A 7,765-nucleotide genomic window follows, 5' to 3' on the forward strand; every position below is an offset into this window, starting at 1 on the left:
CCGCCGGTGCTGGCGACTTTGCAGCGGCGCGCAGCCGCGGCTACACCGGCGTTGCGCTCGGCGGCCTCAATGCCGCGTCGAACGCCGCGATCATGCTGCTGTTCAGCGGCTTGATCGTCGCCTTCTACACCGACGACACGGTGATCGCGATGCAGGCCGCCGGCTTCCTGTGGCTGGCCGCCGCGTTCCAGTTGTTCGACGGCCTGCAGGCCACCGCCAACGGCGCGCTGCGCGGCTTGAAGGACACCCGCATGCCGATGCTGCTGACGATGCTGTCGTACTGGGCGATCGGCATGCCGGTAGCCTGGTGGCTGGCGTTCCGCGCCGGCCTCGGCCCGGACGGCATGTGGTGGGGCCTGACCGCCGGGCTCGGCATGGCCGCGCTGGGCCTGTCGCTACGCTTCCGGCACAAGGCCGGCAAGCTGGTTAGACGGGCCGGGGCATCGACGTCCCGGCCCGTCGAGACCTGATCGTTACTTAGCCGACCAGAAGCGGCTCTTGTCGTTGATGAAGATCTTCTTCGGAATCATCGAATGGATGCCCTGGGTGCCGTCGACCACCTGGGTGACCCGGAAGTCGACGCCGATGCTCGACAGGGTGAAGGCGCGCTTGAACTCCAGGCCCTTCAAGTCGAACAGGTAGCTGTTGGTCTGACGGATCGCCATCTGCATCGCCTTGTCGAGCACCGGATCGAGGCCGAAGGCCATCCAGTGGGTCGTGCTTTCGGCGCGCGGTGCAGTCAGCTTCATGCCCTTGTGCAGGATGAATTGCAGGATCGCGGTGTTGGCGGTTTCCATCGCCGTGACGGTGACTTCGCCGTCGCCCTGTCCGGCATGCGAATCGCCGGTGTAGAACAGGCCGCCCGGATGGAACACCGGCAGGAACAGCGAAGTGCCGCCGACCAGTTCCTTGCAGTCCAGATTGCCGCCGAACACGCCGGGCGGGCCGCTGCGGCGGTTCGGGCCATCCTCGGACGGCGGCTGCACGCCCATCACGCCCATGAACGGGCCGAGCGGAATCTCGATGCCGGGTTCGTAGACACCGACCTTGCGCGCCAGATCGAGCTTGACGGTGTGCGAATAGATTTCCGGCACTTCATCGGGAATGCCGCCGCGGCCCGGCCGGGTCGACACCGTTGCGTACGGAATGCGCGGCTCCACCGACAGGATGCGGATCTCGATCGCATCGCCAGGCATCGCGCCTTCGACGGCGATCGGCCCGACCAGGATATGGCCGCCATCGATGCCGGCCTGGCGCGGCGTTTCCTTCAGCACGCGCGCGGTTTCGGTCATCGCCGCCGCCTGTTCGGCAGTCAGGCTGATGCCTTCTTCCTTGGCCCAGACCAGCGGATCCTTGTCCTGCCAGCGCTGGCCGCCACCGCCGTCGATGCGCACCGTGGCGCCGGACTTCACGGTGAGGATCGGCTTCTTCTCGATCGGGAAATTGCCGATCGCGACGTTCTCCGGCCGCAGCTTGAGATAGTGCTCGTAGGCCGGAGCCGCGAAGGCCGAAAGCGTCGTGCTGCTGAGAACGGCCAGCAACGCCGTGGAAGCCAATGCCCGCATGATCTGCTCCGGATGAGGTCGAAAGTCGTCGGTGACACTCCATCGGACGGCTGTCGACGCTATCCCCCTACGTGATGCCAGCCTTCGGCTTCAGTAGCGGCTCGTGGAAGCGCAGCAGGCGCCCGGCATTGGCCAGCACCAGCATGCTGCTGAGGTTGTGCAGGATCGCCGCGATCATCGCGCCGGCCACGCCAAGCAGGCCGAAGGCCGCGGCGGCGACGATTGCCAAAGTCCAGGCCAGGCCGAGGACGACGTTGATGAACAAGGTGCGCCGGCACAGGCGGCTCAAGCGGATGCAGGTGCCGAGGCGGCGCAGATCGCTGCCGATCAGCACGATGTCTGCCGAAGCCAGCGCGATGTCGGCACCGCCGGCACCCATCGCCACGCCGACCACGCCGGCCTTCAGCGCCAGCGAATCGTTGATGCCGTCGCCGACCACCATCGGCCGGAAGCCGGCGCCGATCTCGGTGGTGACGCGGACCAGCTTGTCCTCTGGCAGTGCCTCGGCCTGCACCTCGGCGATGCCGACGTCCTGGGCGACTGCATGCGCGACGCTGGTCCGGTCGCCCGTCAGCAGCAGCTGGCGACCGAGGCCGAGTTGGCGCAGATCGGCGAGTGCTTCGGCGGCTTCCGGGCGCAGGGTGTCGGCCAGCAGCAGCCAGGCGAGGAAGCGGCCTTCGAGCGCCAGGCCGGCGATCGGCCCGTCGTGCGCCGGCACCGGCGTGGTGGCGATGCCGTGCTGCTCGAACAGCTCCGGCCGGCCGAGCAGCACTTCGCCTTGCGCGCTGCTGGCGATCACGCCGAGGCCGGGGCGTTCGCGAATCTCATCCAGCGGCAACAGGGCTTCAGCAGGAATCTGGCGTGCCAGCGCCCGGCTGACCGGATGGCTGCTGACGGCGCCGAGGCTTGCGGCCAGCAGCAAGGCTGCTTCGCGCGTGCCGCCATCGGCAAGCTGCAGCGTCTGCAGGCGCAGGCTGCCGAAGGTCAAGGTGCCAGTCTTATCGACGATCAGCGAACTGGTGTCGGCCAGTTCTTCGAGAAACGCCGAGCCGCGGATCAGGATGCCGTGACGCGCCGCCACCGCGATGCCGGCGATTGCCGTGGCCGGTGCCGCCAGCGCCAGCGCACAGGGGCAGGCGGCAACCAGCACGGCGAGCATCGCCTGTGGGTTCTGGGTGGTGAAGTAAGTGACCGCGGCGATCAGCAGCACCAGCACCAGATACTGGCTGGCGTGGCGTTCGAGCAGCCGCGTGATCGGCGGTTTCGAGCGCTCGGCGCGCTGCATCAGGCCGATCACCTTGCCGAGCGTCGATTCGGCGCCAGTACGGGTGACCAGGATGCGCAGACGACCGTCGAGATTGATCGCGCCACCGAACACGTCGACGCCGGCGACCGCTTCCACCGGCAGCGATTCGCCGGTGATCGGCGCGGTATCCAGGCTGGCGCGGCCTTCGAGTACGCGGCCATCGGCGGGCACCCGGTCACCGGCACGCACCTCCACCTGATCGCCCGGCTTCAGCTCGGCGTTGTCGACTTCGCGCAGGCTGCCGTCGGCGATGATCAGCCGGGCGCTGCTGCGCGTCAGCTTGCCGAGTGATTCGATCGCTTCCTGCGAGCCGATGACGCTGCGTTCCTCGAGCACGTGGCCGAAGATCATCACGATCGGCAGCAGCACCGCAGTGATCAGATCGCCGACCGCCCAGGCTCCGAGCATCGCCAGCGCGATCAGCAGATCGGTGATGCCGTGCAGATCGGGATGACGCAGGCTGTGCCAGGCCGCACGCAGCACCGGCACGCCGACCAGTAGTGCTGCCGCGCCGAGGATCAGCTGGCCGACACCGGCCTGGCTCGGCGCCAGCCCGTTCCAGGCCAGGCCGAGCGCGAACAGACCCAGCGCGGTCATCGCCAGGCTCAGCTGGCGGGCGGCGCTGCGCTGTTCGTCCTGGCTCAGCACTGCGGTGGTGGTGCTCATTCGGTACCCGAGAGGATCAGCTTTGCGTCGTCGCGCGGATCGACGGTGGTCACCGAGCCGGCCTTGGCCAGCACCGCCTTGATCCGCTCGCGATAGACGCGTTCGAGCAGGCCGGGATCGACGCCGTCGCGCATCGACTGCGCCAGCTGCTGCACGGCGGCGGTATCGCTCTGCGCCTTGGCCAGACGTTCGGCGGCGGTCGCTTCGGAGCTTTGCAGCAGACGATCCGCCGCCTGCGTTGCCTGCTGCACGCTCCAGGCGGCATCGCTGCGCGCTTCGGCGACATTGCGCTCGGCCTGCTGGCTGGCGGTCAGCACGGCATTGAAGGCACCGACCGTGGCCGGCGGCAGCGAGGACTGCACGTCGACCCGCGCGATCTCGATGCCGAGGCCGTTGCCGGCCTGCTTCAGGCTCATCAATCGAGCATTGATGCTCTGCACCAGCTCGCCGCGCAGCTTCTCGCGCTGCTCGGCGGCGGCGCTGTTGGCACTGTCGGCGACCAGCTCCGGCCGCGCCACCAGGATGGTGTCGAGATCGCGCGCGGCGCAGGCGGCGAGGGCAGTCCGCGTTACCAGGCGATCAAGCGCCGGCAGCAGATGATCCCGTTGCAGCGCGTAATCGCGCGGCTCGGTGACCTTGTAGAACACGCGCAGATCCATCTGCACGATGCCGGCGTCGCCGGTCAGCAGATAGCCGGAGCCGGCCAGGGCATCGTTCAAGGGGGCGGCTTCGTCATCGTCCTCTGAGGACATCTCGGCAGCGCGCGCAGCAGCCGAGCGGGCCAGCCCGGTGACCCGATGCTCGAGCACGCTTTCCGCCGAGGGCAGCAGCAGCACGCGCTCGAACGGCGGCGGCCAGGCCAGCAGCAGACCGGCGTTCTGCACCCGATCAAGCGTGCCCATGCGGACGACCACGGCGGCGTTCTGCGGGTCCACCTGGGCGATGTTCGAGGTCGCCCAGCGCAGCGCCACCAGCGCGGTCACCGCATACAGCGCGATGAACGCGAAGCGGCCGGCCTGCAGCCAGGGATTTTGGCTCGGATCAGTACTCACTTGGCCATGTCCGGCGGCCCGTCGACCAGCGCGCGGAACGGCGCGGCGTCGGTGCGCAGGATCAGCCGGGTGCCCGGATTGACCAGCGTTCCGAGCGTATCGAGCGAGCGCAGCAGCTTGTACAGCTGCGGCGCACCGGCATAGGCGCGGCCGTAGATGCCGGCCGATTGCACGCGCGATTCGGCCTCGATCTGCGCCGCCTTGACCGTCGCATCGGCCTGGATGATCCGCGCATCGCGCTCGGCGGCGGAGCGGATTTCGGCGGCCTGGCGCTTGCCGATCGCGGTACGTTCGGTGGCGATGGTGTCGCGCTCGGCGCGCATCCGGTCGACGGTCGCGGCCAGGGTGACGCTGGGCAGCGTCAGGCGCTCGATGCCGACCTGCACCACCTTCAGCCCGTAGGACTTGAGCAGCGATTGTTCGATCTGCGCCGCCAGCCGCGTTTCGAAATCGGCGATCTGCACTTTCTTGGCATCGGTATTGATCAGCTGCGACAGCTCGAAGCCGCTGGCGGTGGTTTCCAGTGCCGAGCCGACGAAGGTGCGGATCTGCCGCGCCGCTTCATCGGGCTGGTTCTGCACCGCGCGCATGAAGCGCTGCACGCTGGCCGCATCGGGCTCGACCTGCCAGGCGACATAGGCCTGGATGATGATCCGCAGACCATCGCGGGTGCCGGCGTCCTGCAGGCCGCTGGACGTGGTGCGCAAGCGCAGATCAACCGGAATCGCGGTCTCGAACGGCGCCGGCAGCCGCCAGGCCAGGCCCGGTGCCAGCAGCACGCGCGCCGGATTGCCGAAGCGGGTGACCACCGTCGCTTCGCCGGCGCGGACCTGTACCAGACTCGCGGTGGCGACTGCGAAGGCGACCAGCACGGCGGCGATCACGAGGCGGCGGCGCGGCAGTGGCGTGATGGCCTTGGCTGGGCTTTGAAGTTGAGTCATGGCATCGCGGTGTCCGCAGGCGGCGCATAACGCCGCAGGTCGAGGGTCGGTGCGGAAGCGCCGCTGCCGATGCGGTGATCGAGCAGCACCAGCTTCGCGTCCTTCAGGCCGCTGCTCAGCTGGCCGAGATACTGCTCGAGCACGAAGGCCTTGCCGGCGGCCTGATAGGCGCTCTGTTCGGCAGCGAAGCGCAGTTGCACGGCTTCGGCACCGGACATCGCTTCGCGGGCGATGGCATTGGCCTTGTCGGTGGCGATCGAGGCCTGCAGCTGGGCGTCGTTGATTTCTTCTGCGGCGCGGCCGCGCTCGCGGGCGATTGCCGCCTGCGCCTTGATCAGCGAAGCCTGCACGCCGTGATAGGCGTTGGCAGCGCCGGAGGGCGGATGAATCTGTTCGATCAAGGTCGCGAGGATTTCCACACCGCTGCCGAGCGCATCGAGATCGGCCTGCACGCGGCGGCCGACATCGCGGGCCAGCGCGTCACGCTTTTCGCTGAGCACGCCATCGAGCGTGCGCGACGCGAAATCTTCGACCAGCACGCGGCCGGCGGTGTTGCGGATCAGGGTCGGCAGGTCGGCGCTGTTGTAGGTCGCGGCCATCGCTGCGGCGTCACCGAGGCCGATGCGGTAGATGAAGCGCACGTCCATGTTGATCACCTGAAAGCTCTGCCGGTCACCGGCGAGGCCGGCGATCACCTGGCCGTTCTCGCTTTCGTGGGCGGCGTCCCAGAGCCGGTTCGACGAGTCCGGCGGCAGGCCTTCGGCGCTGCTGGTGTCCGGGGCTTCGTCGTCCTCGATCACCGTGCTGATTGCGTGGATGCTGCCGTTCTCGACCGCGCGCAGCCGCCCGAATGGCCAGGGCAGGCCGGCATGCAGGCCGGGGCCGAGCACTTCCACCGGCTTGCCGAAGCGTTCGTAGATGCCGCGGCCGTCGATGGCGATTTCGCGGATGCCGGTCATCAGCCAGCCGACCAGCAGCACCGCGCCCAGCACCGGCAGCAGCGCGCGGCGCATGTAGCCAAAGGCCCAGTTCTGACGCAGATCGATGCCGAAGCGTTGCTGTAGCTCGTCCTGCAGATTGGCCAGCGGCCGCGGCGGCCATTGCAGCTGGCGAGCGAAGTAGCTGTCGGCGAGCAGGCGCGGCTCTTCGGTCGGCGGTCGCCGGATGAACAGCGACAGCAGCGCACGCAGCGCGAACTCCGCCGCCACCGCGGCCGGCAGCAGACCGGCCAGCACCGCCAGCCGTGCCGGCCAGAGGCTGTCGGCGCGGCTGAAGAACAGGCAGGCGGCGGCCAGGCTCAATATCAGCAGCGGTACCCGGACCAGCCTGGCGAGACGCGCCGCTTCCGGCGATTCGGCCGCGGCGAGATTGGCGAACCAGCGCTCCAGCACCAGCAGGCCAAAGATCATCAGCAGCAGCGCCGCACCACCGGCATAGCCGAGCTGCCCGAGCGCCGCACCGGGCAGGGCGAGGTTCCAGCAGCGGATCACGGTGATCAGCGGCAGCAGCGCTGCCAGGGCCAGAAACAGGGCGCGGGCACCATCGCTGCGCAGCAGACGAATCAGCGCGCGCGCTGCGCAACGCAGCTTCCACAGCGCACGCCGATAGCGGGTTGCATCTGGCGGCAGTGGCTCGGCCGCTGCGGTTAGTGGCGCGATTGCCGCTCTGCGCCAGACAGCCACAGAACGCGCCGACAGCAGGCCCAGCGCCAGCACCCATAGCGCGGCGCCAACGGCAGCCGCCAGCGGTGCCAGCAGCGAGTCCGCAGCCGCGGGCCAGACCCAGGCCGCCGCCAGCGCGACCAGCGCGGGCGCACCCAGCGCCAGCGCCTGGATCAGCAGCCGGCGCGCCTGCAGCGCAGCCAGCCGGAAGCGCGGCTGGGCCGCGAGATCGAGGCCGTCGCTGTTCAGGTCGACAGGCATCGCCTGCTGAAACGCTTGCTTACGGCTCGCCCTTCAGCGGCCCGAAGGCCGGCGGCGGCTTGCGGTGCTTGGTCGCCGCCTCATAGGCCGCGGCGATGCGGATGATCAAGGGCTCGTCGAACGGCCGGCCGACGATGTCCATCGCCACCGGCAGCACGGCTTTCACCGAGAAGCCCCCTCCCGGAACCGGCCCGTACTCGAGCGAGCCGCCGACCGAGACCGCCCGTTCGCGCATGCCCAGAAGGCCGTAGCCCGGGTTCGCCCCCGGCTTCTTGGCGGGTTCTCTGCCATCATCGGTCACCAGGAGCACCAG

Annotated in this window: 6 protein-coding genes and 1 pseudogene; 1 reads left to right on the top strand and 6 read right to left on the bottom strand. The window is 69.0% G+C overall.

The features are described 5' to 3' along the window. Window positions 1–470, top strand: a 470-nt coding sequence (locus tag QZY06_RS09410) for an MATE family efflux transporter (RefSeq protein WP_295683308.1), incomplete at its 5' end; no start/stop codon positions are given. A 3-nt stretch (window positions 471–473) separates the two neighbouring features. On the opposite strand, the gene QZY06_RS09415 is transcribed toward QZY06_RS09410, so the two are convergent. From QZY06_RS09415 to QZY06_RS09440, 6 genes and pseudogenes are all read right to left on the bottom strand, one after another. After that, a complete protein-coding gene (locus QZY06_RS09415) occupies window positions 474–1,565 on the bottom strand; it encodes an acetamidase/formamidase family protein (RefSeq protein WP_295683311.1) in 1,092 nt (363 codons plus the stop codon). 67 nt (window positions 1,566–1,632) lie between these two features. Continuing rightward, entirely contained in the window at window positions 1,633–3,537 is a 1,905-nt protein-coding gene (locus tag QZY06_RS09420; RefSeq protein WP_295683314.1) for a heavy metal translocating P-type ATPase, read from the bottom strand. Continuing rightward, a complete protein-coding gene (locus QZY06_RS09425; RefSeq protein WP_295683320.1) occupies window positions 3,534–4,589 on the bottom strand; it encodes an SPFH domain-containing protein in 1,056 nt (351 codons plus the stop codon). The genes QZY06_RS09420 and QZY06_RS09425 overlap by 4 nt, the downstream gene beginning before the upstream one ends. After that, window positions 4,586–5,530 (bottom strand): protease modulator HflC, encoded by a 945-nt coding sequence (gene hflC / locus QZY06_RS09430; protein ID WP_295683324.1) that lies wholly within the window; start codon window positions 5,528–5,530, stop codon window positions 4,586–4,588. Before hflC ends, QZY06_RS09425 begins: the two co-directional genes overlap by 4 nt. Continuing rightward, entirely contained in the window at window positions 5,527–7,452 is a 1,926-nt protein-coding gene (locus QZY06_RS09435; RefSeq protein ID WP_295683329.1) for a protease modulator HflK, read from the bottom strand. The genes hflC and QZY06_RS09435 overlap by 4 nt, the downstream gene beginning before the upstream one ends. Before the next feature lie 19 nt (window positions 7,453–7,471). Further along, a pseudogene (locus QZY06_RS09440) lies at window positions 7,472–7,765 on the bottom strand (hypothetical protein); the annotation flags it as partial.

It is taken from the genome of uncultured Nevskia sp. (genome assembly GCF_903885465.1).
In the GTDB taxonomy this organism is placed as follows: domain Bacteria; phylum Pseudomonadota; class Gammaproteobacteria; order Nevskiales; family Nevskiaceae; genus Nevskia.